Annotated in this window: 18 protein-coding genes and 1 tRNA gene; 4 read left to right on the top strand and 15 right to left on the bottom strand. The window is 62.3% G+C overall.

Annotation, left to right across the window (positions count from 1 at the left end; genetic code table 11):
* The first annotated feature begins 21 nt into the window (after positions 1-21).
* From ACE3PR_RS19915 to ACE3PR_RS19905, 3 genes are read left to right on the top strand one after another with little or no spacing between them, the layout of a single operon-like run.
* Positions 22-741: a hypothetical protein gene (locus tag ACE3PR_RS19915; protein WP_374375682.1), complete on the top strand. Its 720-nt coding sequence runs from the start codon at positions 22-24 to the stop codon at positions 739-741.
* 30 nt (positions 742-771) lie between these two features.
* The gene (locus ACE3PR_RS19910) at positions 772-1,764 is read left to right on the top strand and encodes a methyltransferase (protein ID WP_374375680.1); all 993 of its coding nucleotides are present in this window, start codon (positions 772-774) and stop codon (positions 1,762-1,764) included.
* A gap of 20 nt (positions 1,765-1,784) precedes the next feature.
* On the top strand, positions 1,785-2,423 hold the full coding sequence (locus tag ACE3PR_RS19905) for a glutathione S-transferase family protein (RefSeq protein ID WP_374375678.1): 639 nt from the start codon (positions 1,785-1,787) through the stop codon (positions 2,421-2,423).
* Positions 2,424-2,477: 54 nt separating this feature from the next.
* Here the strand turns inward: ACE3PR_RS19905 and gabD are convergent, their stop codons facing one another.
* From gabD to ACE3PR_RS19880, 5 genes are all read right to left on the bottom strand, one after another.
* Positions 2,478-3,965 carry an NADP-dependent succinate-semialdehyde dehydrogenase gene (gene gabD, locus ACE3PR_RS19900; RefSeq protein ID WP_374375676.1) on the bottom strand — a complete coding sequence of 496 codons (1,488 nt, stop codon included), beginning with the start codon at positions 3,963-3,965 and terminating at the stop codon, positions 2,478-2,480.
* A gap of 156 nt (positions 3,966-4,121) precedes the next feature.
* Positions 4,122-5,396: a hydroxysqualene dehydroxylase HpnE gene (gene hpnE, locus ACE3PR_RS19895; protein ID WP_374375673.1), complete on the bottom strand. Its 1,275-nt coding sequence runs from the start codon at positions 5,394-5,396 to the stop codon at positions 4,122-4,124.
* Between the two features lie 3 nt (positions 5,397-5,399).
* A complete protein-coding gene (gene hpnD, locus ACE3PR_RS19890) occupies positions 5,400-6,236 on the bottom strand; it encodes a presqualene diphosphate synthase HpnD (RefSeq protein WP_374375671.1) in 837 nt (278 codons plus the stop codon).
* Positions 6,233-7,087 (bottom strand): squalene synthase HpnC, encoded by an 855-nt coding sequence (hpnC, locus tag ACE3PR_RS19885; protein WP_374375669.1) that lies wholly within the window; start codon positions 7,085-7,087, stop codon positions 6,233-6,235. Before hpnC ends, hpnD begins: the two co-directional genes overlap by 4 nt.
* Positions 7,084-8,262, bottom strand: a complete 1,179-nt coding sequence (locus tag ACE3PR_RS19880) for a glycosyltransferase (protein ID WP_374375666.1) — start codon at positions 8,260-8,262, stop codon at positions 7,084-7,086. Before ACE3PR_RS19880 ends, hpnC begins: the two co-directional genes overlap by 4 nt.
* 283 nt (positions 8,263-8,545) lie before the next feature.
* Here ACE3PR_RS19880 and ACE3PR_RS19875 point away from each other — a divergent pair, with 283 nt between their 5' ends.
* Complete coding sequence (locus tag ACE3PR_RS19875; RefSeq protein ID WP_374375664.1) at positions 8,546-9,769, top strand: PAS domain-containing sensor histidine kinase; 1,224 nt, start codon at positions 8,546-8,548, stop codon at positions 9,767-9,769.
* A gap of 57 nt (positions 9,770-9,826) precedes the next feature.
* Here the strand turns inward: ACE3PR_RS19875 and rpoC are convergent, their stop codons facing one another.
* The 10 genes from rpoC to tuf form a co-directional block, all read right to left on the bottom strand.
* Positions 9,827-13,996 carry a DNA-directed RNA polymerase subunit beta' gene (gene rpoC / locus ACE3PR_RS19870; protein WP_374375661.1) on the bottom strand — a complete coding sequence of 1,390 codons (4,170 nt, stop codon included), beginning with the start codon at positions 13,994-13,996 and terminating at the stop codon, positions 9,827-9,829.
* Between the two features lie 65 nt (positions 13,997-14,061).
* The gene (gene rpoB, locus ACE3PR_RS19865; protein ID WP_374375660.1) at positions 14,062-18,252 is read right to left on the bottom strand and encodes a DNA-directed RNA polymerase subunit beta; all 4,191 of its coding nucleotides are present in this window, start codon (positions 18,250-18,252) and stop codon (positions 14,062-14,064) included.
* A 217-nt stretch (positions 18,253-18,469) separates the two neighbouring features.
* The gene (gene rplL, locus ACE3PR_RS19860) at positions 18,470-18,844 is read right to left on the bottom strand and encodes a 50S ribosomal protein L7/L12 (RefSeq protein ID WP_133615311.1); all 375 of its coding nucleotides are present in this window, start codon (positions 18,842-18,844) and stop codon (positions 18,470-18,472) included.
* Positions 18,845-18,921: 77 nt separating this feature from the next.
* On the bottom strand, positions 18,922-19,431 hold the full coding sequence (gene rplJ, locus ACE3PR_RS19855; protein ID WP_374375657.1) for a 50S ribosomal protein L10: 510 nt from the start codon (positions 19,429-19,431) through the stop codon (positions 18,922-18,924).
* Between the two features lie 343 nt (positions 19,432-19,774).
* Complete coding sequence (rplA, locus tag ACE3PR_RS19850; protein WP_374375655.1) at positions 19,775-20,476, bottom strand: 50S ribosomal protein L1; 702 nt, start codon at positions 20,474-20,476, stop codon at positions 19,775-19,777.
* A complete protein-coding gene (gene rplK / locus ACE3PR_RS19845; RefSeq protein WP_374375653.1) occupies positions 20,473-20,904 on the bottom strand; it encodes a 50S ribosomal protein L11 in 432 nt (143 codons plus the stop codon). The genes rplA and rplK overlap by 4 nt, the downstream gene beginning before the upstream one ends.
* Before the next feature lie 124 nt (positions 20,905-21,028).
* On the bottom strand, positions 21,029-21,559 hold the full coding sequence (gene nusG, locus ACE3PR_RS19840; RefSeq protein WP_374375649.1) for a transcription termination/antitermination protein NusG: 531 nt from the start codon (positions 21,557-21,559) through the stop codon (positions 21,029-21,031).
* Positions 21,560-21,564: 5 nt separating this feature from the next.
* Entirely contained in the window at positions 21,565-21,762 is a 198-nt protein-coding gene (gene secE, locus ACE3PR_RS19835) for a preprotein translocase subunit SecE (RefSeq protein WP_374375647.1), read from the bottom strand.
* 96 nt (positions 21,763-21,858) lie between these two features.
* Positions 21,859-21,934, bottom strand: a tRNA-Trp gene (locus tag ACE3PR_RS19830).
* A gap of 154 nt (positions 21,935-22,088) precedes the next feature.
* A complete protein-coding gene (gene tuf / locus ACE3PR_RS19825) occupies positions 22,089-23,237 on the bottom strand; it encodes an elongation factor Tu (protein WP_374375645.1) in 1,149 nt (382 codons plus the stop codon).
* Position 23,238 lies beyond the last annotated feature (1 nt).

The raw sequence follows: 23,238 nt of genomic DNA, 5'->3' as shown, positions 1-23,238 counted from the left end.
GACAGCAAAGAGGCGGAGACCATGAGCAAGACCAAAGCCTGGCTGAGCATCTTTGGCGGCATGGGATTCATAGCGTTGGGTCTTTACCTCGGCTTGTCCAAAGATGATGGTCTGATCCTGACTGCGGTTCTTTTCTTTGTGGGCACCACAATTGGCGCCATATCAAAACTCGTCGCGCACAAGCTGCACGAACAGCCGGTTTCTTATGATTCAGATAAAGGCGTGATTCTTCGCCGCAATCGTATCTATCCCCTGCTGAGTTTTGTGTCTCTCAGCGTTCTCGGTACAGCGATTGTGTATGGTTTTATTGCCATAGATCCCAACCATGTACTTAGCCGGGGTCTGACTGGCGGCGAACTGAAGTTTATCCTTTTGCTGATCCTGCCCTTTGTCGTCTATGGCGCATGGTTCTATTTGAGCGAACTCTGTCGCGCCGATAGCGATATTGTTTTGAATCGCTATGGCATCAATGACCAACGAACGCCCTACAAGTCAGTTACCTGGGCGGAAATTACCAATGTTGAACTCGATGGTGACGCCCCTCAACAGCGTATCATTCTGACGTTACGTCACCCGACACAACATCCACGTCCTTGGTGGCGACGTTTGCTAGATTTGTTTCGCAACAGGATCACGCCTGTTCCCTTATGTATATACACGGGCGGAATGATCGGAAGCCCTCAATCTCTTTTCGAGGAAATTCGAACACGAGCGCGACCCAAGTTAGACGAGAGAGTTTGATTTGGAGATAAGACGATTCTAGGAAGAGTGATGCCGATTCTGACACCCGATACCATCAACCGATTGGAGGCAGGCGTGCCGCCGGCTCTGGCATTGCTGGCGGGGATGGAGTTGGAAGTCTTCACGGCTCTGGCAAAGGGGCCACGCACGCCGGACGTGCTCGCCGCCGATTTGGGCGTCGATAGCGAGCGGTTGTCGCGCCTCCTCTACGCGCTGGCCCTCACCAATCTCGTCACCTATGAGAACGGCAATTTTGCCAATTCACCCGAGGCGGCCACGTTCCTGGTCAAGGGGAGTCCGCGCTATATCGGCGGTGGCCATGAACTGACGCGGGAAATTTGGGAAGCGGATCTCAAGACGGCGGAATCGATCCGGCGCGGTGCACCCGCCGCCTTGCACGATTTCGCCGAGATGGATGAAGCGAGCCTCACCGCCTTTTTGCGCGGCATGATCCCCTTCGCGACGGCAACCGGCCGCGCCCTCGGCAGGCAATTCGATTTCTCAGGCGTCCGCAGCATCGTCGATGTCGGCGGCGGGTCGGGCGCCGCTTTGGCCGGCCTTATGGAACAGCACGCCGCAATGCGCGGGACGCTGTTCGAACTGCCAAGCGTCGCCAAGGCCGCAGCCGTACTGCTGGATGATTTTCCGTGCCGGGACCGGATCGACATCGCGACCGGCGACATCACCACCGAGCCGCTCAAAGGCCAGCATGACGCTGCCTTGCTGCGCGCCCTCGTCCAGGTCCTGGCGCCGGAAGATGCGGCAAAGGCCATCCGGCATGCTGTCGCGGGATTGCGACCGGGCGGGCATATCTATATCACCGGGAGCGGCATCTTGAACGACGACCGCTTGACGCCGCCTGCCGGCGTCTATCTCAACGTGACGCTGATGAACTTCTATCCTTCGGGCCGGTCATATACCAATTCGGAGCATGTCGCCTGGCTGAAGGCCGCCGGCTGCACCGATCCGGTCCAGACGACGCTCCGTGGCGGCTCGGAAGTGATCCGCGCGACCAAGACGTAACGACATTGGAAGGGGGAACGATGTACAAACTCTACTGGAGTGCCGGGAGTGCTGCCATGGCACCGCAGGCGATCATTCTGGAATCGGGGGCCAAGGCCGAGTTCATTCATCTCGATGACGGGAAGCGCGAGCAGAAGAGCCCGGAGTATCTGAAGCTCAACCCGCATGGCCGCATTCCGACCCTGGTCTTCGACGAGGGCCAGGTGATGTATGAGAGTGCCGCCATCTGCCAGTTCCTGACAGAGCGGCATCCGGAATTGACGCTCGCCCCGGCGGTTGGATCGCCTGACCGGGCGCGCTACCTGCAATGGATGGCGTACCTGACCAATACGGTGCAGGAAGCGATCATGCATTGGTGGCATGGCGAGAATTTCGTTGATGGTGCGGCCGAACAGGCAAAGGTGAAGGCAAAGGCGGAAGAGCGCCTGGCCAAGATGTGGACCTTCCTCGACAACGAGATCGCGACCAAGGGCCCTCATCTTTGTGGGGCGCCCTTCTATGCCTGTGATTATTTCCTGGTGATGCTGGTACGCTGGTCACGCAAGATGGCCAAGCCCGGCCATCAATACCCGCATTTGAATGCTCTCATCCGCGAAACGCTGCAGCGTCCAGCCTATGCGCAGATGCTGAAGCTGCAGGGGATCGAGCAGGCGGTCTGAACGGACATCATCCCCCGCGCTCAGCGCGGAGGATGAATCGTTGCGGCCTGGGTGTCAGATACCGCCCATGCACATGTATTTGATCTCGAGGTAATCCTCGATCCCGTATTTCGAGCCCTCGCGGCCATTGCCGGATTCCTTGACGCCGCCGAAGGGCGCCACTTCGCTCGAGATGATGCCGGTATTGATGCCGACGATGCCGTATTCGACCGCCTCGGCCACACGCCAGACGCGACCCAAGTCGCGGGCGTAGAAATAGGAGGCAAGGCCGAATTCGGTGTCGTTGGCCATCTTGATCACCTCTTCTTCCGTCTTGAAGCGGAAGAGCGGCGCCAGCGGACCGAAGGTCTCTTCCTTCGCCACCGCCATCTGCGGGGTGACGTCGGTGAGGATAGTGGGCTCGAAGAAACTGCCGCCCAGGGCATGACGCTTGCCGCCCGCCATGATCTTGGCGCCCTTGCCGACGGCATCGGCGATATGTTCCTCGACCTTGGCCACCGCCTTCATGTCGATGAGCGGACCCTGCTGGGTCTCGCCCTTCAAGCCGTCGCCGATCTTCATCTTGGCAACCGCAGCCTTCAGCTTCTCGGCAAAGGCGTCATAGACAGCATCCTGCACATAGATGCGGTTGGCGCAGACGCAGGTCTGACCCGTGTTGCGGAACTTCGACATCATGGCCCCCTCGACCGCAGCGTCGAGATCGGCATCGTCGAACACGATGAAGGGCGCGTTGCCACCCAGTTCCATCGAGGTCTTCTTCATCGTGTCGGCGCATTGCTTCATGAGAAGCTTGCCGATCTCGGTCGAGCCGGTGAAAGTCAGCTTGCGCACGATCGGGTTGCTGGTCATCTCGCCGCCGATCGCCGAGGCCGAGCCGGTCACGACGTTGAGGACACCGGCCGGAATGCCGGCGCGTTCGGCGAGGACGGCAATCGCCAGCGTCGAGAAGGGCGTCTGCGTGGCCGGCTTCATCACGACCGGGCAGCCGGCCGCCATGGCGGGCGCTGCCTTGCGGGTGCCCATGGCGTTGGGGAAGTTCCAGGGCGTGATCGCCGCCACGACGCCGACCGGTTCCTTGGTGACGACGATGCGCTTGTCGCCCTGATGCGGCGGGATAATGTCGCCATAGATGCGCTTGGCTTCTTCGGCGAACCATTCGATATAGGAGGCGCCATAGGCGATCTCGCCCTTGGCTTCGGCGAGCGGCTTGCCCTGCTCGGCGGTGAGGATGATGGCGAGATCTTCCTGTGCCGCCATCATCAGATTGAACCAGTTGCGCAGCAGGTTGGCGCGCTCCTTGGCGGTCTTCTTGCGCCAGGCGGGCCAAGCCTTGTTGGCGGCTTCGATCGCGCGCTTGGTTTCGGCCGCCCCCATGTTGGGAATGGTGCCGATCACCTCGCCGGTCGCCGGATTGGTGACGTCGATGGTCTTGCCGGAATCCGCATCGACCCACTTGCCGTCGATATAGCATTGCTGGCGGAGGAGCGCCGGATCCTTGAGCGAAAGAGTGGCGGTCGGCGCTTTCATGGCGGCTGAAGTCATGGCGATCATCCTTGGGAATGGGCGTTGGATTGGGCCGGAATAATTCGGCGGGAGTATACGCGCCGCCCCGGGGCTTTAAAAGTACTCCCTGGGTGGTAGTGATGTGGCGGATAGCCACGTCGGAACAAGGGGATAGAGCCTGGTCGACGAAGAGTTTCAGCGCCCCGGCGCGGGCATCGCCGCGGCGGCCGTGAAGCCCGATTGGATGGCGCCCTCGATGGTCGAGGGCCAGCCGGTATCGGTCCAGTCGCCGGCGAGATAGAGGTTCTCCCAGCGCGTCTTCGGCCCGGGCCGACGCCGGAGCTGGTCCGGCGTCGCCGCGAAGGTCGCACGCTTTTCCTTCACCACGCGCCAGACCGGCATCGCGACACTGCCGAGATCGAGCGACCGCACGATGTCGCTCCAGAGAGCCGCGGCGAGGTCTTCGGCCGGGCGGTCGATGATCGCTTCGGCGGCGGAGCTGGTGGTGGAGAGAATGCCGGGCTTGGCGAAGATCCATTCCGCCATGCCACCGATGACACCCGTGAAGGGCGCCGTGCCCGCCGGCGGATCGATCCGGAAATGCGCGTTGACGATGCCACGAAAGGCATCGGGAGCGGCGAGATCGGGCACGAGGTCTGTGGCGACGGGTGCGGTTACCGCCAGCACCACGCAATCGCCAGCGTTCACGGTGACCGCCGCCTTGCCGAAATCGAGGCCAGCGACGCGGCCGCCCTCGAACGTGACCGAACGCAGGCGATGGCCGTACTGGATGCTGCTCTGATGGGCGGCGAGGTTACCCAGCGCCGGATCGACGAGACTCTCCGACAATCCTTCGCGCGGCAGCAGCGGGTGCAAAGCCGCCCCGCCCTGGCCGAACGTGTCGCGGAACAGGCGGCCGAGCAGTTTCGCCGAGGCCTCCTCGGGCGCGGTGTTGAGGGCCGCCACGCAGAGCGGCGCCCAGAGCCGGCGATAGGCGACTTTACGTGTATTGAGAATGTCGGTGACGACGGCGCTCTCCCCGGCCCGCGCCAGGCGCTCGGCATCGAGATAATCGAGGAGCGAGGTCCCCTTCACGCGCCGCGCGGGGACGAACAGCCACCAGGGCACGCGCCCCTCGGTCGGCCGCACCTGCCAGCTCTCACCGGTTGCGAGATCGACGAAGGGATAGATCGCCTTGTCGACGGTCTCGAAAGTCGCCTGCGCGCCGATCTCGGAAATATAGGCCATGGCGGCGAGATTGCCGGAGACCACCAGATGATTGCCGTTATCGATACGGCAGCCGAGCTCGGCATCGACATAAGAGCGGCAGCGGCCGCCAGCCTGTTGCGCGGCTTCATAGAGAGAGACGCGCCAGCCGGCCCGCGCCAGGCGGATTGCGGCGGCAAGCCCGGCAAGGCCGGCGCCGATGACATGCGCCGTGGCGGCGTTATGCGGTGTGACGGAACTCATCGATCAGAAGAACCCGTAGCGCAAGGCCAGCCAGATCTTGCGCCATTTCGGCACCTTGACCGGGGTCGTGAAATCGCGCCAATCCCAGGCGATGAGTTTTTCCAGGATGGCACCATAGACCGCGCCCATGATGCGCGCCGGGCGCATCGGCCCCTTGGCGCATTGGCGCATGGCCGCATCGGCGCGGGCGAAATGATCCTGCGCCACGCGAGAAAGATCGCGGCACACGGCGCGAAGGCTGGGATGCGCTAGAACCTTGGTCGGCTCCACGGTCTCGATGCCGTTCTTTACCAGGAGATCGCGCGGCAGATAGAGACGGTTGCGCTCCGCATCCTCGGCCACGTCGCGGAGGATGTTGGTGAGCTGCAGGGCACGACCGAGATGATAGGCGACCTCGTCGGCGATCGCTTCCGTCGCACCGAAGGCACGCACCGAGAGGCGCCCCACGGCCGAGGCCACCCGGTCGCAATAGAGATCGAGCTTCGCCATGTCCGGCGCCTGGATCTCTTCCGTCGCATCCATTTCCATGCCGTCGATCACGGCGAGGAAGTCTTCGCGGCGCAGCTTGAAATCGCGCATCGGTGCCAGCAAGGCCTGGGCGATGGGATGCTTGGGCGATCCCGCATAGAGCCGGTCGATCTCGACACGCCATTCGGCAAGGCCTGCCTGCTTCTCGGCCTGGGGCGCCTCCTCGTCGGCGATGTCATCGACCTCGCGGCAGAAGGCATAGATCGCGAACATGGCCTCACGCCGTGCTTCGGGCAGCAGGCGCATGGCAGCGTAGAAAGAGGTGCCGGAGGCGCGGACCTTTTCGGCAATGGCAGCAGTCTGTTCGTTCATTTCGGTCTCGCCACCATCGCCCAGAGAAAGCCTTCGATCATTGCCGTCAGGAAGAACCATTTGGTCGGTTTCACGCGGCCCGCCAGCGGATCCTTGCGCCGCAATTGCGCGATCATCTTGTCTGCCAGCCGCACGATGGTCGCCGATTCCGCGCGCAGGCGGAAATCCTTGAGCCTACCCGGCAGCAATCGCGCCTCGACCATCAGTTCGTCGGTCTTGTCGAGCAGCGCGTCGAGGCATTGCCGCAGGCCGGGCGTGGATGCCTTGGCGGTGAGATGCGCAATCTCGGATCCGAAGCGCGCGAGATGATCCTGCGGTACATAGATCCGGTCCATCTCGAGATAATCGACACCGCAATCCTGCAAATGGTTGATCACCTGCAAAGCGGCGCAGAGTGCATCCGAGGGTCCGCGCGCGGCTTCCGGCTCGCCATGCAGGTCCAGCAATTGTCGCCCGACCGGCGCCGCCGAATAGCGGCAATAGGTCATCAGCTCGTCCCAATCTGCGTAACGCTGCTTGGTCGCATCCATGCGGAAGGCGATCAACAATTCGCAGGAATTGGTCGGCGCCACTTTGGTCGCGGCGAGCGAGCGCCGAAGCCTGACGGCTTCCTCCACTTCCGCGCGGGCAGGATCGCGCAGCACAGCCTCCATGAGATCGAGGCGTGCCACCTTGTCGGCCGGCAAGAGCGCGCCGTTATCGGCGATGTCGTCGCCCATGCGCGCGAAGCGATAGAAGGCATGGATATGCGGCCTGAGATCGGCGCGGATCAGAAAGGAGCCCACCGGAAAATTCTCGGTCGCCGCCGATTTGCCCGAGGGCGTTGCGATGTTATCGGCGATCTCGCTCACGAGGCACCCTTGCGCAGATGTTCGGCCTGGGCCCTGCCCTTCCATTGCCCGCCCTGCCCACGCCAATAGCGCCAGGCCGAGGCGATCGTAGCCAGCGTGTAGAACAGCGCCACCAGAGGCAGAAACGGGGCCCAAAGCGCGGCGCGCTGATAATTGGCGAGCGTCGGCAGATAGGCAAAGGCCATCATCGCCCAGGCCATGATGCCGAGCGGCTGGATGCCGGGATCAGAGCTGAGCACAATGAAGGGTGGCAGCAGATAGGTGAAGACCATGCCGAGCACCGAGCCCAGCAGCAGCAGGTTGGAGTGATGAAGCTGGGTGAAGGCCGAACGGGCAACGAGGTTCCAGATATCCGACCACAGCGGATAGCCGCGCAGGCTTTCAACCGGACCGGCAAGGCCCAGCCAGATCGGACCGGTCTGCTTGATCGCCCGCCCCAGCGCGCAATCGTCGATCAGCGCGCCCCGGATCGCCGCGATGCCGCCGATCGATTTCAGCGCCTTCAGGCGCACCAGCATGCAGCCGCCGGCGGCTGCACCCAGCTTGTGTTTCGGGTCGCGCACCCAGGCAAAGGGATAGAGCTTCTGGAAGAAGAAGATATAGGCGGGAATGAGCGCCTTCTCGGCGAAGGTCTCTGTCTTCAGGCGCGCCATCATCGAGACGAGGTTGAAGCCGCCCTCTTCCGCCCGCGCCACCAATTGCGCGAGACTGTCCGCGCCATGCCGGATATCGGCATCGGTGAGGAGAACATAGCGCGCGGCGGGCGCCAGCTTCTGCGCCTCGGCCAACCCCTGGTTCACGGCCCAGAGCTTGCCGGTCCAGCCCGCGGCGAGCTTCTTGCCTGAAACGAGATGGAAACGATGCGGCGAACCGGCAGCGCGCGCGGCGGCGGCCGCTTCCCGCGCCTCGGCGGCGGTGCCATCTTCGCTGTTGTCGTCGACCAGGATCAGCGTGAAGCTGCCGGCATAATTCTGCCGCATGAGGGCGGTGACGACATCGCCCACCACGCCGGCTTCGTTGCGGGCCGGGATGACGGCGACGATCTCGGGCTGCCGACCAGCGCCGATAGCCACGGCTGCCGCCGGCCGCTCCAGCCAGAAGCGACCGCGGAACAGCAGCAGATAGAGCCAGATGCCGGCGGGAATCCCGGCGAGGACGATGAAAGTCTCGAACATATCGGTTCCTATAGCCGGAAGCCGGATGCCACGCCACCCCTACGTCAGCCTCCGCGGCACGCCCACACGCAAGTCTATCCCGGAACCTTATCTGATTGATTCAAAAGGCACAGCACGAACATTCCTAGAGAAAAAATCCGCCCCGGCGCGAAGGTCACTTGCACCATTCGGTCAAGAAGCAAATGATTACGCATGGGGAGAATGGTCACCGGGGAGAGGGGTGGCCCGAACGACCGGTTCGCGGCAGCGGCAGGTTCCGCACCGCATCGGCGGGAGGTCAGGCATGCCAAGCAACCCCGTGATGCAGCATGGCCAGCGCGTAGCGCAGATTGGCCGGCTGTCGACGACGCTGGAGGAATCCAGCGCGGCCAACGAAACCGCCATGGCGCCGGGTCTCGGCCTGGAAATTTCGCCCGATGCGATGTTCTGTCTGACCACCGGCGGGATTGTCTGCGAGGTCAATGATCGCGCCGCCAACTTGTTAGGCTACCACGCTCAATTGATGAGCGGCGCGCATGTCGGCGCCTTTATCAGCCGGGGCGCCGAGGCCGATTCCAACAGCGCCGATGCCGGCAGCGCAGATTCCGGCCTCGGCGATCTGCTGCAGGCCCTGCTGGCTGGAGACGGCCGCGCCATCGAAGCCACCGCCCATACCCTCTCCGGTCAAAACTTGCCGATCGAGATCACCACCCTCCGTCACCGCCAGAATGGGCAGGATTATTTGGTCTGCGCGATGCGGGACATTTCGCACCGCAAGCAGCATGAACATGTCCTGGCCGAAGCGAAGGAAATCGCCGAGCGCGCCAATGTCGCCAAGCTGGAATTCCTGAGCCAGCTCTCGCACGAATTGCGCACGCCGCTCGCCGCCATCATCGGCTTTGGCGAGGTGATGCGCGACGAGATGTTCGGCCCCCTGGGCGTGCGGCTTTATCAGACCTATGCCGCCGATATCTGCCAGAGCGGGCGGCAGCTCACCGATGTGGTCGAGCGCATCATCGACGTGGCCCGGCTGGAAGGGCGCATGGCGACCGCCCATGCGCGCACCGCCGATCTCGGCGAGATGATCGAGTTGGTGATCGAACGCGCCGCCCCCGAGGCGACGAAGCAGAACGTGCGGCTGCACAACAATATCCGGCGCGGCAGCATGCCGGTCATCCTGGATGACGAGGCGCTCGCCAAGATGATCGGCCATGTGGTGGACAATGCCGTCACCTATAACCGGTTCGGCGGCAAGGTCGAGATCGCCGCGGCGGCCGATCAAAGCAAGGACGGCAATCTCATCCATCTCACCGTCACAGATACCGGCCCCGGCATGCTGCCGGACAAACTGGCAGAGTTGCGCCGCTCGATCGATGGAACGAAGGCAGAAGCCAGCGGCGGGCTGGAAGTCTGCGCCGCGTTCCTGCATCTCATCGGTGGCAAGCTCGATATCTGCAGCGCGCCCAATCTGGGAACGACGGTGACACTCACCTTCCCGCGCCGCTGCGATGGGCGCTGGCGGCCCTAAAGAAAAACCCCGCTGCCGAGGCAGCGGGGTTTCCCAACTCTAAAACCTGTCGGCCAATCAGGCCACTTCGGCCGAGGGCGACTGGTCGGTCAGCGCCGGCTTCTCTCCGGCGGCATCCTGGAGCACCTTGTCGCGGGCAGCCGCGACCTGCTTCAGGCGGGCCATCACCGAGCCGGTACCGGCCGGGATCAGACGACCGACGATGACGTTCTCCTTCAAGCCGATCAGGCTGTCGACACGACCCGAAACCGCCGCCTCGGTGAGGACGCGGGTGGTTTCCTGGAACGACGCCGCCGAGATGAAGGAACGCGTCTGCAGGCTGGCCTTGGTGATGCCGAGCAGGACCGGACGGGCGGAGGCCAGACGGCCACCTTCCTTCAGCACCTTCTCGTTCTCGTATTCCATCTCCGAGCGATCGACCTGCTCGCCGGCGAGGAAGGTGGTGTCGCCCGGATCGTTGATCTCGACCTTCTGCAGCATCTGGCGAACGATCACCTCGATGTGCTTGTCGTTGATCTTCACGCCCTGGAGACGATAGACCTCCTGGATCTCGTTGATGAGATAGGAAGCCAGGGCTTCGACACCCAACACATTGAGGATGTCGTGCGGGACGGGGTTACCGTCCATCAGCAGATCGCCCTTCTGGACGTAATCGCCTTCCTGCACCGAGATGTGCTTGCCCTTCGGGATCAGATATTCCATCGATTCCGCGCTGGCATCCTCGGGCACCACGACGATGCGGCGCTTGGCCTTGTAATCCTTGCCGAACTCGACGCGGCCAGCGATGTCGCTGATGATCGCGTAATCCTTCGGCTTGCGCGCTTCGAACAGTTCGGCGACACGCGGCAGACCGCCGGTGATGTCGCGCGTCTTCGAGCTCTCGCGCGGGATACGGGCCAGCACGTCACCGGCGCGGACATGCGCGCCGTTCTCGACCGAGAGAATGGCATCCACCGACATGAAGTAGCGCGCTTCGACGCCGTTCGGCAGGGTGATGACATTGCCCTTGTCGTCGCGCAACGTGATGCGGGGACGCAGATCGGCCGCGCGCGGCTGCTGCTTCCAGTCGACGACGACGCGGCTCGAGATGCCGGTCGTGTCGTCGACCACTTCGCGCATCGACAGGCCTTCGACCAGGTCGATGTAGTTAACGATACCTTCCTTTTCGGTGAGGATCGGCAGCGTGTAGGGATCCCATTCGGCCAGCTTCTGGCCCTTGGTCACCTTGACGCCATGATCCTGGAGGAGCTTGGCACCGTAGGGAACGCGGTGACGCGCGCGCTCGCGGCCCTGATCGTCGACGAGGACGATTTCGCAATTGCGGCCCATGACGACGGGAAGGCCGTCGCTGTTCATGACGATATTGCGGTTCTTCACCTGCACTTCGCCATTATAGGTCGCTTCAATCGCCGATTGCTCGGCACCACGCTGTGCCGCGCCACCGATGTGGAACGTACGCATGGTGAGCTGCGTGCCCGGCTCGCCGATCGACTGCGCCGCGATGACGCCAATCGCTTCGCCGATATTGACCGGGGTACCGCGGGCGAGATCGCGACCGTAGCAGGCCGCGCAGACGCTGGTCTTGGTATCGCAGGTCAGCACCGAACGGATCTTCACCGTATCGACGCCGGCACGTTCGATCTCGTCGGCCATCGGCTCGTCGATGAGCACGCCGCGCGCCGCGATCATGCGGCCCGAGAGCGGGTCTTTGACGTCGGCGGCGACAGTGCGGCCGAGGATGCGTTCGGAGAGCGCCGAGATGACTTCGCCACCTTCGACCACCGCCTTCACGGTGAGGCCGTTTTCGGTGCCGCAATCGAGCTCGGTGATGATGGCATCCTGCGCCACGTCGACGAGGCGACGGGTGAGGTAACCCGAGTTCGCGGTCTTCAAGGCGGTGTCGGCGAGACCCTTGCGGGCGCCGTGGGTCGAGTTGAAGTACTCGAGCACCGAGAGACCTTCCTTGAAGTTCGAGATGATCGGCGTCTCGATGATTTCACCCGACGGCTTGGCCATCAGGCCGCGCATGCCGGCGAGCTGCTTGATCTGGGCGGCGGAGCCACGGGCGCCGGAATGCGCCATCATGAACACCGAGTTGATGCCCTTGCCGGTGGATTCCTTGGACATGACTTTCATCATTTCCTCGGCCACGCGCTCGGTGCAGTTCGACCAGACGTCGACGACCTTGTTATACTTTTCGCCCTGGGTGATGAGACCGTCCAGATATTGCTGTTCGTATTCCTTCACCTTGGTCTGAGCTTCGCTGACCAGGGCCTTCTTGGCTTCGGGGATGATCATGTCATCTTTGCCGAAGGACATGCCGGCCTTGCAGGCCTGGGCGAAGCCCATGCCCATGATGCGGTCGGCGAAAATCACCGTCTCCTTCTGACCGCAATGGCGGTAGACGGAATCGATGACGTTGGTGATTTCCTTCTTCGTCAACACGCGGTTGATGAGCGCGAAGGGCAGGTTCGGATGGCGCGGCAGCACTTCCGAAAGCAGCATGCGGCCCGGCGTGGTCTGCACCAGCCTGGTCACCGGCGCGCCGGTTTCGTCGACGGTCTTCAGACGCGCCTTGATCGGGGTGTGCAAGGTGATGACCTTGGCTTCGATCGCGTGCTGGATTTCGCCGATATTGGCAAACGCCATGCCTTCGCCCGGCTCGCCCTTGCCTTCCATGGTGAGGTAGTAGAGGCCGAGCACGATGTCCTGCGACGGCACAATGATCGGCTTGCCGTTCGCGGGGCTGAGGATGTTGTTGGTCGACATCATCAGCACGCGGGCTTCAAGCTGCGATTCCAGCGAGAGCGGCACGTGGACCGCCATCTGGTCGCCGTCGAAATCGGCGTTGAACGCGGTACAGACCAGCGGATGCAGCTGGATGGCCTTGCCTTCGATCAGCACCGGCTCGAAAGCCTGGATGCCGAGACGGTGCAGGGTCGGCGCGCGGTTGAGCATCACCGGATGTTCGCGGATGACCTCTTCCAGGATGTCCCAGACCTCGGGACGTTCCTTTTCAACCATGCGCTTGGCGGCCTTGATGGTCGAGGCCATGCCATAGAGTTCGAGCTTCGAATAGATGAACGGCTTGAACAGCTCGAGCGCCATCTTCTTCGGCAGGCCGCATTGATGCAGCTTCAGTTCCGGACCGACGACGATGACCGAACGGCCGGAATAATCGACGCGCTTGCCGAGGAGGTTCTGACGGAAGCGGCCCTGCTTGCCCTTCAGCATGTCGGAGAGCGACTTCAGCGGACGCTTGTTGGCGCCGGTGATGACGCGGCCGCGACGGCCGTTATCAAAGAGCGCGTCGACGGCTTCCTGCAGCATGCGCTTTTCGTTGCGGACGATAATGTCCGGCGCCTTCAACTCGATGAGGCGCTTCAAGCGGTTGTTGCGGTTGATGACGCGGCGATAGAGATCATTGAGATCCGACGTGGCGAAGCGGCCGCCATCGAGCGGAACGAGCGGGCGCAGTTCCGGCGGAATGACCGGAATGACGTCCATGATCATCCATTCGGGCTTGGAACCCGATTCCAGGAAGGCGTCGACCAGCTTCAACCGCTTGACCAGCTTCTTGCGCTTGGCCTCGGACGAGGTCTCGCGCAGATCGGTCTTCATCGTGTTGCGCTCTTCCTCGAGATCGATCGTGGAGAGCATGCCCTTGAGGGCTTCGGCGCCGATGCCGGCCTGGAACGCGTCCTGGCCGTATTCATCCTGGGCGTCGAGATATTGTTCTTCAGAGAGTAGTTGGTGCTGCTTGAGCGGGGTGAGACCCGGCTCGATCACCACGTAGTTCTCGAAATAGAGGATGCGCTCGAGATCCTTCAGGGTCATGTCGAGCAGCAGGCCGATGCGCGAGGGCAGCGACTTCAGGAACCAGATATGCGCCACCGGCGAGGCCAGTTCGATATGGCCCATGCGCTCGCGACGGACCTTCGACAAGGTCACTTCGACGCCGCACTTTTCGCAGACGATGCCGCGATACTTCATGCGCTTGTACTTGCCGCACAAGCATTCGTAATCCTTGATCGGACCGAAAATGCGGGCGCAGAACAGGCCGTCGCGCTCCGGCTTGAAGGTCCGGTAGTTGATGGTCTCGGGCTTCTTGATCTCGCCGAACGACCAGGAGCGGATGCGCTCGGGGCTGGCGATCGAGATGCGGATGTTGTCGAAGGTCTGCGGACCCTGGGGTTGTCCGAAAACGCTCATGAGTTCTTGGTTCATTACCATCTCCTTCCGCTGTATTCCCGGCGGGTGCGACCCGCCGGGAAATCACAGCCATCCGATATTTAGTAGTCGGTCTGCGTCAGTTCGACGTTGAGGCCGAGCGAGCGGAGTTCCTTCACGAGGACGTTGAAGCTCTCCGGGATGCCGGACTCGAAGTTGTCGTCGCCGCGCACGATCGCTTCGTAGGTCTTGGTACGACCCGAAACGTCGTCCGACTTCACCGTCAGCATTTCCTGCAGGGTGTAGGCGGCGCCATAGGCTTCGAGGGCCCAGACTTCCATTTCGCCGAAACGCTGGCCACCGAACTGCGCCTTGCCGCCCAGCGGCTGCTGGGTCACGAGGCTGTACGGACCGATGGAACGCGCGTGGATCTTGTCGTCGACCAGGTGATGGAGCTTCAGCATATAGATGTAGCCAACCGTCACCTTGCGCTCGAACGGCTCGCCCGTGCGGCCGTCGATCAGCACGACCTGGCCGGAGCTGTTGAGCCCCGCCTTGGTCAGCATCTCGACGATGTCGTCCTCACGTGCGCCGTCGAAGACCGGGGTCGCGATATGCACGCCACCGCGCATATTGCCGGCGAGTTCCACGAGCTGGTCGTCGGGCATGTCCATGATCTCGGCCTTGTAGGTCCGCTCACCATAGATTTCCTTCACCGACCTCCGCAGTTCGGCATATTTGCCGTTGCTGCGGACCTGGTCGACCATCTCGCCGATCTGGCGGCCAAGATTGGCGCAAGCCCAGCCGAGATGGGTCTCGAGGATCTGACCCACGTTCATGCGCGAAGGCACGCCGAGCGGGTTCAAGACGATGTCGACCGGACGGCCGTCTTCGAGATAGGGCATGTCTTCGCAAGGAACGATGCGCGAGACGACACCCTTGTTGCCGTGACGGCCGGCCATCTTGTCGCCCGGCTGCAGCTTGCGCTTCACCGCGACGAACACCTTCACCATCTTCATGACGCCCGGCGACAGCTCGTCGCCGCGCTGCAGCTTCTCGACCTTGTTCTCGAAGCGCTTCTCGAGGGTCGCGATGCCCTCGTTGAACTGCTTCTTCAGGCCTTCGATCTCGGCCATGCGCTTGTCGTTCTTGATGCCGATCTGGCGCCACTGGCCCGGCGTGAACTCCGAGAGCACCTTGTCGGTGATCTTGGTGTCGGCCTTCAGGGTCTTCGGACCGCCGGCGGCAAGCTGGCCGACCAGCATTTCCTTCAGGCGGCTGTAGAAGTTGCGCTCGAGGATCGCCTTTTCGTCGTCGCGATCCTTGGCGAGACGTTCGATTTCGGCACGCTCGATCGAGAGCGCACGTTCGTCCTTGTCGACGCCGCGGCGCGAGAAGACGCGCACTTCGACCACCGTGCCGGAAACGCCCGGCGGCAAGCGGTTCGAGGTGTCGCGCACATCCGAGGCCTTTTCGCCGAAGATCGCGCGCAGCAGCTTCTCTTCCGGCGTCATCGGGCTTTCGCCCTTTGGCGTCACCTTGCCGACCAGAATGTCGCCCGGTTTCACCTCGGCGCCGACATAAACGATGCCGGCTTCGTCGAGGTTTTTGAGGGCCTCTTCACCGACATTGGGAATGTCGCGGGTGATTTCTTCCTGGCCGAGCTTGGTGTCACGGGCGACGCATTCGAACTCCTCGATATGGATCGAGGTGAAGACGTCGTCCGAAACGATGCGCTCGGAGATGAGGATCGAATCTTCAAAGTTGTAGCCGTTCCACGGCATGAACGCGCAGAGCACGTTGCGGCCGAGAGCCAACTCACCGAGTTCGGTCGAAGGACCGTCGGCGATGATGTCGCCCTTCTCCACCACATCGCCCACCTTCACCAGCGGTCGCTGGTTGATGCAGGTGTTCTGGTTGGAGCGCTGGAACTTCAGCAGGTTGTAGATGTCGACGCCCGGCGCCGCGATATCGGTTTCATCCGTGGCGCGGATGACGATACGCGTGGCGTCGATCTGGTCGATGATGCCGCCGCGGCGGGCGCCGATGGCAACGCCGGAATCGCGTGCCACGGTGCCTTCCATGCCGGTACCGACCAGCGGCGATTCAGCACGCAGCAACGGCACCGCCTGACGCTGCATGTTCGAGCCCATGAGCGCGCGGTTGGCGTCATCGTTCTCGAGGAACGGAATGAGCGCCGCGGCCACGGAGACGAGCTGCTTCGGGCTGACGTCGATGAAATGGATGTCCTCGCGACGCGCCATGATGAAATCGCCACCACGACGGCACGAGATGAGATCCTCGACCAGCTTGTTCTTGGCGTCGAGCTGGGCATTGGCCTGGGCGATCGTGTACTTGCCCTCTTCCATCGCCGAGAGATAGATCACCTCGTCGGTGACGATGCCCTTGTCGACACGGCGATACGGGCTTTCGATGAAGCCGTACTGGTTGACGCGGGCGAAGGTCGCCAGGGAGTTGATGAGACCGATATTCGGACCTTCCGGCGTTTCAATCGGGCAGATACGGCCGTAATGGGTCGGATGCACGTCGCGCACTTCGAAGCCGGCGCGCTCGCGGGTGAGACCGCCCGGCCCGAGGGCCGAGAGACGCCGCTTGTGCGTGATTTCGGAGAGCGGATTGGTCTGATCCATGAACTGACTGAGCTGCGACGAGCCGAAGAACTCGCGCACGGCAGCCGCCGCGGGCTTCGCGTTGATGAGGTCATGCGGCATGACCGTGTCGATCTCGACCGAGCTCATGCGCTCGCGGATCGCACGTTCCATGCGCAGCAGGCCCAGGCGGTACTGGTTTTCCAGCAGCTCGCCCACCGACCGGACGCGGCGGTTGCCGAGATGGTCGATGTCGTCGATTTCGCCGCGGCCGTCCTTGAGGTCATGCATGACCGCGAGGATGGCGAGGATGTCCTCCTTGCGGAGCACGCGCACGGTATCGTTGGCGCCGGCCGGATCGAAGGAATCCGTCGGCAGCACCGAGAGACGCGAGTTCATTTTCACGCGGCCGACCGAGGAAAGGTCGTAGCGCTCGAGGTCGAAGAACAGGCCGTTGAACAGGGCTTCGGCCGTGTCGAGTGTCGGCGGCTCGCCGGGACGCATGACACGGTAGATGTCAATCAGCGCTTCTTCGCGGCTGGAGTTCTTGTCCGCCTTCAGCGTGTTGCGGATATAGGGGCCGACATTGGCGTGGTCGATGTTGAGCGTCACCAATTCCTTGACGCCGCTCTCGTCGAGCTGGGTCATCAGGGCTTCGCTGATCTCGTCGCCTGCTTCGAGCAGGATCTCGCCGGTATCTTCGTTGACCATGTCGAGGGCCGCGAAACGACCGATCATCTCTTCCGGCTGAACGAGCTGTTCCTTGAGGCCGGCTTCCACCAGCTTCTTGGCCAAGCGCGGCGTCATCTTGGTGCCGGCTTCCGCCGCCACTTTGCCGGTCTTGGCATCGACCAGATCGGCCACCAGCTTGGCGCCCTTCAGGCGCTCCATGTCGAAGGCTGTGGTCCAGCCCTTCTTGGTCTTGGTGAAGACGACCTGCTTGTAGAAGAAGCCCAGGATTTCCTCGGCCGACATGCCGCCGAAACGGCGCTCGTCATCGGTGAGGGCTTCGCCCTTCTTCTTCTTCGCGGCAGTGGTCTTGTTCCAGAGGGCGAGCAGCAACGTCGTCGCCGGCAGCTTGCGGCGGCGATCGATGCGCACATAGACCAGATCCTTGGCGTCGAATTCGAAATCGAGCCAGGAGCCGCGATAGGGAATGACACGCGCGGCGAAGAGATACTTGCCGCTGCTGTGGGTCTTGCCCTTGTCGTGATCGAAGAACACGCCGGGCGAACGGTGCATCTGCGAGACGACCACGCGCTCGGTGCCGGAAACGACGAAGGTGCCGCTATGCGTCATCAAGGGCATGTCGCCCATGTAGACGTCCTGCTCCTTGATGTCGCGGATCGAGCGGGCGCCGGTTTCCTCGTCATGATCCCAGACGACGAGACGCAAGGTCACCTTGAGCGGCGCGGCGAAAGTCATCCCGCGCTGCTGGCATTCCTCGACGTCGTATTTCGGCTCTTCAAGCTCGTAGCGAACGAACTGCAGTTCGGCCTTCTCGGAGAAGTCCTTGATCGGGAAAACCGACCGGAAGACTTCTTGAAGGCCGGAATTCTGACGCTGTTCCGCAACCACGCCGACTTGCAGGAATTGATCGTAGGAGCTTTTCTGCACCTCGATCAGGTTCGGCATGGTGGTGACCTCGGCGATACGGCCAAAGGTCTTGCGGATGCGCTTGCGGCCGGTGAACGACTTCGACATTGACATCCCTCGTCTCAAACAGTGGGGCGGGCGATCACAAACAAACGGGCGATCTCGAAAATTCTGTGCCGTCCAATTCGGCGACGGCGACCGCAACGAGTTAAAATTCGACAGGCGCCACTCGCAAAAAACGCCCTTAAATCGGCATATCCCTGGAGGCGCGGAAGCGCCGGACCTTGCGGCCGGCGCTCCCCACCCCAGAAATAGGCAAACGAGCTTACTTCAGCTCGACCTTCGCACCGGCAGCCTCAAGCTTCTTCTTGAGGTCTTCGGCTTCGGCCTTGCCAACGCCTTCCTTAACCGGCTTCGGCGCACCTTCGACGAGGTCCTTGGCTTCCTTCAGGCCGAGACCGGTGATGGCGCGCACTTCCTTGATCACGTTGATCTTGTTAGCGCCACCGTCCACCAGGACGACGTTGAATTCAGTCTTTTCCTCGGCGGCCGGGGCGGCAGCGCCACCACCAGCAGCAGCGACGGCAACCGGCGCCGCGGCGGAAACGCCCCAAGCTTCTTCGAGCTTCTTCGACAGCTCGGCAGCTTCGAGCACGGTGAGCTTCGAGAGCTCGTCAACCAGCTTTTGCAAATCAGCCATTTTTATCTCCTAAAGGCTTCAGTCTTGTTGGGTTCGAACTTCAGATAGTCAGTCGCGCGGATCGGCCAATTCAGGCCTCACTCCTTGCGGGCATATGCACCAAGCACACGAGCGAGCTGGCCAGCCGGCGCTGCGGTGATCACGGCCAGACGCGTGGCCGGGGTCTGCAGCATGCCGACGAGCTTTGCACGCAACTCGTCGAGCGACGGCAGGGTGGCCAAGGCCTTGATCCCGTCGGCGCCCAAAGTCTGGGAGCCCATCGAGCCCCCGACGATGCTGAGCTTGTCGTTGCTTTTGGCATACAGCACGGCGACCTTTGCGGCCGCGATCGGGTCCGCCGAATAGGCGAGCGCGGTCGGGCCCTTGAGGATTTTCCCCAGGTCTTCGTGCTTGGTACCCGTGAGAGCGAGTTTTGCCAGCCGATTCTTGGCGACTTTGAAGCCGGCTCCGGCCGCCCGCATCTTGCGACGCAGGTCGGACACCTCGGCAACGCTCAGGCCGTTCTGATGGGTAACAACCACCAGATTTGCGGCGTTGAGCGATTCCTGGAGTTCCGTGACCAGCTTCTCTTTGCCAGATCGGTCCACGTTTCGTCTCCGATACTATGACCCCTTGCCACCCGAGAGCGGCATGGGACCGGTTACAATTGGACCTTCCGACCCATCTCATCTGCCCTCCGAAGAAGGCGCCCAAGACAGAACCGGAAGCTCCGGTTGACCTGTCCCAGAAGTTCGACCCGAACGGACATCTGCCTCATCGGCATCTGCCTTGAATTCGGTTCGCCTCTGTCTATTGCAGGCGAAAGGCGGAGCGGCCTCCCATTAGTCCCCTACGCCCAGGGGACCTGCAGTCTCGGACAGGGAGACGGATGTTTCCATCCGTCCATCCGACCGCCCGCTGCCCGAAGGCAGCGCGCGTCCGGAAATTCGCTTAGCCGGCGACCACCAGGGTGGCCACATCCAGCTTCATGCCAGGACCCATGGTCGAAGCCAGCGACACCTTCTTGATGTAGGTGCCTTTGGCGCCCGCGGGCTTGGCCTTGTTGATCGCACTGACGAACGCCTTGACGTTCTCAACCAGGTTGGCTTCCGAGAAGCTGACCTTGCCGACGCCGGCATGGACGATACCGGCCTTCTCGGCGCGGAACTCCACCTGACCGCCCTTGGCCGCTTTCACGGCTTCGGCGACGTCGTTGGTGACGGTGCCGAGCTTCGGATTCGGCATCAGGCCACGGGGGCCAAGGACCTTACCCAGCTTGCCGACGGTCACCATCATGTCGGGCGTCGCAATGACGCGGTCGAAATCCATCTTGCCGGACTGAACCAACTCGGCCAGATCGTCCGCACCGACCAGATCCGCACCGGCCTTCTTCGCCGCCTCGGCCTTGTCGCCCTTGGCGAACACGGCCACGCGCACGGTCTTGCCGGTGCCATGCGGCAGCGAGACAACGCCGCGCACGTTCTGATCGGCATGCTTCGGATCGATGCCGAGGTTCATCGCGATCTCGACGGTTTCGTCGAATTTCGTCTTGGCGCGCGCCTTCAGTTCCTTCACCGCTTCTTCGAGCGAGTAGAACTTCAGACGATCGACGCCGTCGTAAGCCTTGGTGATGCGCTTGCCGGCCATGATCAATCCTCCACAACCTGCAGACCCATCGAACGGGCCGAACCGCGGATCATTTCCGCCGCCGCATCGATGTCGTGCGCATTGAGATCGGCCATCTTCTGCTTGGCGATCTCGCGGCACTGGGTCATCGTCACCTTGCCCACGAAACCACGACCGGTGGTCTGCGACCCCTTGTCGATCTTCGCGGCCTTCTTCAGGAAGTAGCTGGCCGGCGGCGTCTTGGTGACGAACGTAAAGGAACGGTCGCTATACGCGGTGATAACCACCGGGATCGGCATACCTGCTTCCATCTGCTGCGTGGCGGCGTTGAACTCCTTGCAGAACTGCATGATGTTCAGGCCACGCTGACCAAGTGCTGGACCCACGGGCGGCGACGGATTCGCCTTGCCGGCCGGGATCTGCAGCTTGATATAGCCTTCGATCTTCTTTGCCATGATCAAACCTCGTTTATGGAACCAACAACCTGGTTCCGGGGGTTTTGCGGTCCGGCCCTGGCTGGCCTCCCGCAGCTAGTTCCGGCGATACCGTCACCGGGCGGATACCAAACCGAAAGGGTCGTTAGACCTTCTCGACCTGGGAATACTCAAGCTCGACCGGCGTCGCGCGACCGAAGATCGAAACCGCCACCTTGAGGCGACCCTTTTCTTCGTCGACTTCCTCGACATGGCCGGTGAAGGAGGTGAACGGCCCGTCATTGACGCGAACCTGTTCGCCCACTTCGAAGATGATCGCGCGCTTGGGCCGTTCGATCCCTTCCTGCACCTGATGCAGGATGCGCTGCGCCTCGGCTTCCGAAATCGGGCTCGGCTTGCCCTTGCCGCCGAGGAAACCGGTCACCTTCGGCGTATTCATGATCAAGTGCCATGACTCGTCAGTGAGTTCCATGCGCACCAGGACATAGCCCGGGAAGAACTTGCGCTCGGCATTCACCTTCGAACCGCGCCTGACTTCGACCACTTCTTCGGTCGGCACCAGCACGTCGGTCAGCAATTCCTCCATGCCCTTCTGCTTGGCCTGCTCGCGGATCGATTCAGCGATCTTGCGCTCAAAGCCCGAATAGACATGGACCACGTACCAGCGATGCGCCATTGCGCTCAGCCCCCCAATCCCAAAACGGTCGTAATGCTCCAGCCCAGGATTGTGTCGACCACAAAGAAGAACAGCGAAGCGACCACCACCATGATGAACACCATGGTCGTCGTTACCGTCGTTTCCTTGCGGGTCGGCCAGGTAACCTTCTGAACCTCCTGGCGAACCTGCCGTAGAAACTCGATCGGACTTGCTTTCGCCATCGTTCTTGAACCTGACAATCAGCTTCTAACTTCGTGGTGCCGGGATGCCCGCCTTTAGGAACGCCGCGCGATGGATTGCGGCATGCGTTCTGAGGCTGGCAGGGGCAGCAGGGATCGAACCCGCAACCTTCGGTTTTGGAGACCGACGCTCTACCAGTTGAGCTATACCCCTAACGCACCAACTCCTTTAACTGGGCAATCTCTCAAGCCACTCAACCCGGTCTTTTTCAACGCCGATCCGGCGACCGCTTGTGGCAGCCGCCGGTCCAGCATTTCCAGGCCATTCCAGTGACGGTCCAAGCCGTCGCCGGAACTTGAACAGCCCCTTACTCGACGATCTTGGCGACGACGCCGGCGCCGACGGTACGGCCACCTTCGCGGATGGCGAAGCGCAGGCCTTCATCCATCGCGATCGGCGCGATCAGGTTGACGACCATGGCGATGTTGTCGCCCGGCATCACCATCTCGGTGCCTTCCGGCAGTTCCACCGTGCCGGTCACGTCCGTGGTGCGGAAGTAGAACTGCGGCCGGTAGTTGGAGAAGAACGGCGTGTGACGGCCACCCTCTTCCTTCGTCAGAATGTAGGCTTCCGCCTTGAACTTGGTATGCGGGGTGATCGAGCCGGGCTTGGCCAGGACCTGGCCGCGCTCGACTTCCTCGCGCTTGGTGCCGCGCAGCAGCGCACCGATATTGTCGCCCGCCTCGCCGCTGTCCAGCAGCTTGCGGAACATTTCCACACCGGTCACCGTCGTCTTCACCGTCGGCTTCAGGCCGACGATCTCGACTTCCTCGCCCACCTTCACGATGCCGCGCTCGACACGGCCGGTCACAACCGTGCCGCGGCCTGAGATCGAGAACACGTCTTCGATCGGCATCAGGAACGGACGGTCCTTCGGGCGCTCCGGCTGCGGGATGCTGGCATCCACCGCTTCCATCAGCTTCAGGATCGCGTCATGGCCGAGTTCCGGCTGCTTGTTTTCCAGCGCGCAGAGCGCCGAGCCACGGATGATCGGAATGGTATCGCCCGGGAATTCGTACTTCGACAGCAGCTCGCGCACTTCCAGCTCGACCAGGTCCAAGAGCTCGGCGTCGTCCACCATGTCGCACTTGTTCATGAACACCACCAGCGCCGGCACGCCGACCTGGCGCGCCAGGAGGATGTGCTCGCGGGTCTGCGGCATCGGGCCGTCGGCCGCACTGACCACCAGGATCGCACCGTCCATCTGCGCCGCACCCGTGATCATGTTCTTCACGTAATCCGCATGGCCCGGGCAATCGACATGGGCGTAGTGGCGGTTCTTCGTCTCGTACTCAACGTGAGCCGTCGAGATCGTGATGCCGCGCGCACGCTCTTCCGGCGCCTTGTCGATCTGGTCGTAGGCCGTGAACGTCGCACCGCCCGTTTCCGCCAGAACCTTCGTGATCGCCGCCGTCAGCGACGTCTTGCCGTGGTCAACGTGGCCAATCGTGCCAATG

Source organism: Dongia sp. (assembly GCF_041909655.1).
GTDB lineage: Bacteria > Pseudomonadota > Alphaproteobacteria > Dongiales > Dongiaceae > Dongia.
This window is presented reverse-complemented; position numbering and strand designations above follow the sequence as displayed.

Excerpts from the sequence above, each read along its gene's own strand:
- ACE3PR_RS19910 (WP_374375680.1), top strand. The coding sequence starts at position 772 with ATGCCGATTCTGACACCCGATACCATCAACCGATTGGAGGCAGGCGTG.
- hpnD (WP_374375671.1), bottom strand. The coding sequence starts at position 6,236 with ATGAACGAACAGACTGCTGCCATTGCCGAAAAGGTCCGCGCCTCCGGC.
- gabD (WP_374375676.1), bottom strand. The coding sequence starts at position 3,965 with ATGACTTCAGCCGCCATGAAAGCGCCGACCGCCACTCTTTCGCTCAAG.
- nusG (WP_374375649.1), bottom strand. The coding sequence starts at position 21,559 with ATGGCGCATCGCTGGTACGTGGTCCATGTCTATTCGGGCTTTGAGCGC.
- rpoB (WP_374375660.1), bottom strand. The coding sequence starts at position 18,252 with ATGTCGAAGTCGTTCACCGGCCGCAAGCGCATCCGCAAGACCTTTGGC.
- ACE3PR_RS19905 (WP_374375678.1), top strand. The coding sequence starts at position 1,785 with ATGTACAAACTCTACTGGAGTGCCGGGAGTGCTGCCATGGCACCGCAG.
- rplK (WP_374375653.1), bottom strand. The coding sequence starts at position 20,904 with ATGGCAAAGAAGATCGAAGGCTATATCAAGCTGCAGATCCCGGCCGGC.
- ACE3PR_RS19875 (WP_374375664.1), top strand. The coding sequence starts at position 8,546 with ATGCCAAGCAACCCCGTGATGCAGCATGGCCAGCGCGTAGCGCAGATT.
- rplL (WP_133615311.1), bottom strand. The coding sequence starts at position 18,844 with ATGGCTGATTTGCAAAAGCTGGTTGACGAGCTCTCGAAGCTCACCGTG.
- hpnE (WP_374375673.1), bottom strand. The coding sequence starts at position 5,396 with ATGAGTTCCGTCACACCGCATAACGCCGCCACGGCGCATGTCATCGGC.
- secE (WP_374375647.1), bottom strand. The coding sequence starts at position 21,762 with ATGGCGAAAGCAAGTCCGATCGAGTTTCTACGGCAGGTTCGCCAGGAG.
- ACE3PR_RS19915 (WP_374375682.1), top strand. The coding sequence starts at position 22 with ATGAGCAAGACCAAAGCCTGGCTGAGCATCTTTGGCGGCATGGGATTC.
- ACE3PR_RS19880 (WP_374375666.1), bottom strand. The coding sequence starts at position 8,262 with ATGTTCGAGACTTTCATCGTCCTCGCCGGGATTCCCGCCGGCATCTGG.
- rpoC (WP_374375661.1), bottom strand. The coding sequence starts at position 13,996 with ATGAACCAAGAACTCATGAGCGTTTTCGGACAACCCCAGGGTCCGCAG.